This is a genomic window from Hydrogenophaga flava NBRC 102514, from assembly GCF_001571145.1.
Taxonomy (GTDB): Bacteria; Pseudomonadota; Gammaproteobacteria; order Burkholderiales; family Burkholderiaceae_C; genus Hydrogenophaga; species Hydrogenophaga flava.
In genome coordinates, this window is record NZ_BCTF01000061.1 from 1 (window position 1) to 1,791 (window position 1,791).

Sequence of the window (1,791 nt, forward strand, 5' to 3'; positions counted from 1 at the left end):
GAATCTCCTGCATGGTGTGCACCACCTGGTCCACCACCTGACCGCCTCGCACGGCGATCTCGGACGCGCTGGCGGCCAGCTGGTTGGCCTGGCGCGCCGCGTCGGCGCTGTTCTTGACCGTGCTGGTCAGTTGCTCCATGGAGGCCGCGGTCTGCTGCAGGTTGCTGGCCGCCTGCTCGGTGCGGGCGCTCAGGTCCTGGTTGCCCGAGGCGATTTCTGCGCTGGCCGTGCCGATGCTGTCGCTGGCCGTGCGCACCTGCACCACGGTGTTCAGCAACGAGTCCTTCATGCTCGCCAGGGCTTTGAGCAGGTCGCCCAGCTCGTCCTTGCGGCTGGTGTCCACCGTCTGGGTCAGGTCACCACCAGCCACAGCGCGGGCGATGCGCGAGGCCTGCTCCAGCGACCGCGCCACCTTGCGCAGAACCCCCCAGAACAGGGCCACCACCGCCGCCGCCGCCACCAGGGACACCAGGCTCAGCAGCCAGTGCATGCGGTCGGCTTCTTCGGCCTTGGCGTGTGCGTCGCCCGTCGCGTGTTCCACCAGGCTCGCCTGGGTGGACGTGAGTGCCTTGGTCAGGGCGCTGTAGGCCTCATCGGCACCCTGCATCGCAGCGACCCCCGTGTTGGGATCGACCGACGCGAGATCGATCGCCGCATCGGTCTTCTTGAAGTAATCGGCCAGCTGTCGGCGCGCCTCGTCCATGCCCTGGCGCTGGGGTGTGCCCTCGGGCTCGGCGGCGATGTGCCGGTCCAGCTGCGCCAGGGTGCTGGTGCTGCGCGCGGCCAGATCCTTGCGCCGGGCCTGGATCGTGGCCTCGTCGAGGGAACCGATGATGGTCATCATCCGGTAGACCTCGACGTGCGCCAGGTTCACATCGGACTGCAGGCCACCCAGCGAACGCACCTCGCCGATGTGCTCCTCGAAGGAAGCGACCGCAGCGTTGCCAGAGCGACCGAGCAGCCACGAATCAATCTGACCTGTGGCCAGCACGACGACGGCAGTGACCACGGGCGCCAGCAGGAGTTTCTGACCGAGCTTCATGAGATGTCCTTGCCGGAGAGGCCGGCGTTCAAGGCCCTGGTGCGGGCCGCTGGAATTACTTGTAGACCCCGCCGCAGACCACGGTCTCGTCCAGCTTCTCGCAGTACATCTGCTTGGGCTCGATCTTCTTGGTCTCGGGGTTGGTGAACTTGTAGTCCTGCCAGAAGGTGCCCTTGCTCTTGGCCAGCTCGACGCGCTCCTTCACGAAAGGCTTGCCGTCGATGTCCTTGAGCTCGATCAGGTTCTTGCCAATCATCTTTTCGTTGGCGCCGTGGGCGTGCACCGTGCCGTCCAGGCCGTAGACCACGAGATAGAGGTCTTCCTTCTTGAACTGGCTGGTCTTGCTGCTGATCTCGGCATAGCCCTTGTCTTTGCCGTTGGTCTTGATGAAGGTGATGCCCTTCTTGACCATGGCGGTGGCGTCGTCGGGCGTGGCCGCGGAGTGGGCAGACAGGGAGGCCGCAGCCAGGGTGGCGGTGGCTGCGACGGCGAAAAGGGTTCGGGTAAAGCTCATGATGAATCTCCTGTGGGGTGGGTGGGGAAACCTGGGTTGGTTGGAAGACCGTCAGACCTTGAATACCTGGACGACCTGTGCCAGCCGGGCGGCCTGGTCCTTCAGGCTCTCGGCGGCGGCTGCGCTCTCTTCCACGAGCGCCGCGTTCTGTTGTGTCATCTGGTCGAGCTGGTTGACCGCGGTGTTGACCTGGCCGATGCCGTCGCTCTGCTCGCCTGCGGCCGCGCTGATCTCG

2 protein-coding genes and 1 pseudogene are annotated in these 1,791 nt (G+C 65.7%); all 3 read right to left on the minus strand.

Annotated elements, in window-relative coordinates:
• Nucleotides 1–1,042: HAMP domain-containing protein (locus HFL01S_RS24340; RefSeq protein ID WP_245644961.1), on the minus strand; the 1,042-nt coding region annotated here is incomplete at its 3' end.
• A 55-nt stretch (nucleotides 1,043–1,097) separates the two neighbouring features.
• Nucleotides 1,098–1,556, minus strand: a complete 459-nt coding sequence (locus tag HFL01S_RS24345) for a cache domain-containing protein (protein WP_066263928.1) — start codon at nucleotides 1,554–1,556, stop codon at nucleotides 1,098–1,100.
• A 51-nt stretch (nucleotides 1,557–1,607) separates the two neighbouring features.
• A pseudogene (locus tag HFL01S_RS24350) lies at nucleotides 1,608–1,791 on the minus strand (methyl-accepting chemotaxis protein); the annotation flags it as partial.

What these genes read in the sequence shown, in the direction of transcription:
- HFL01S_RS24345 (WP_066263928.1), bottom strand. Translation starts at nt 1,556, where the DNA reads ATGAGCTTTACCCGAACCCTTTTCGCCGTCGCAGCCACCGCCACCCTG.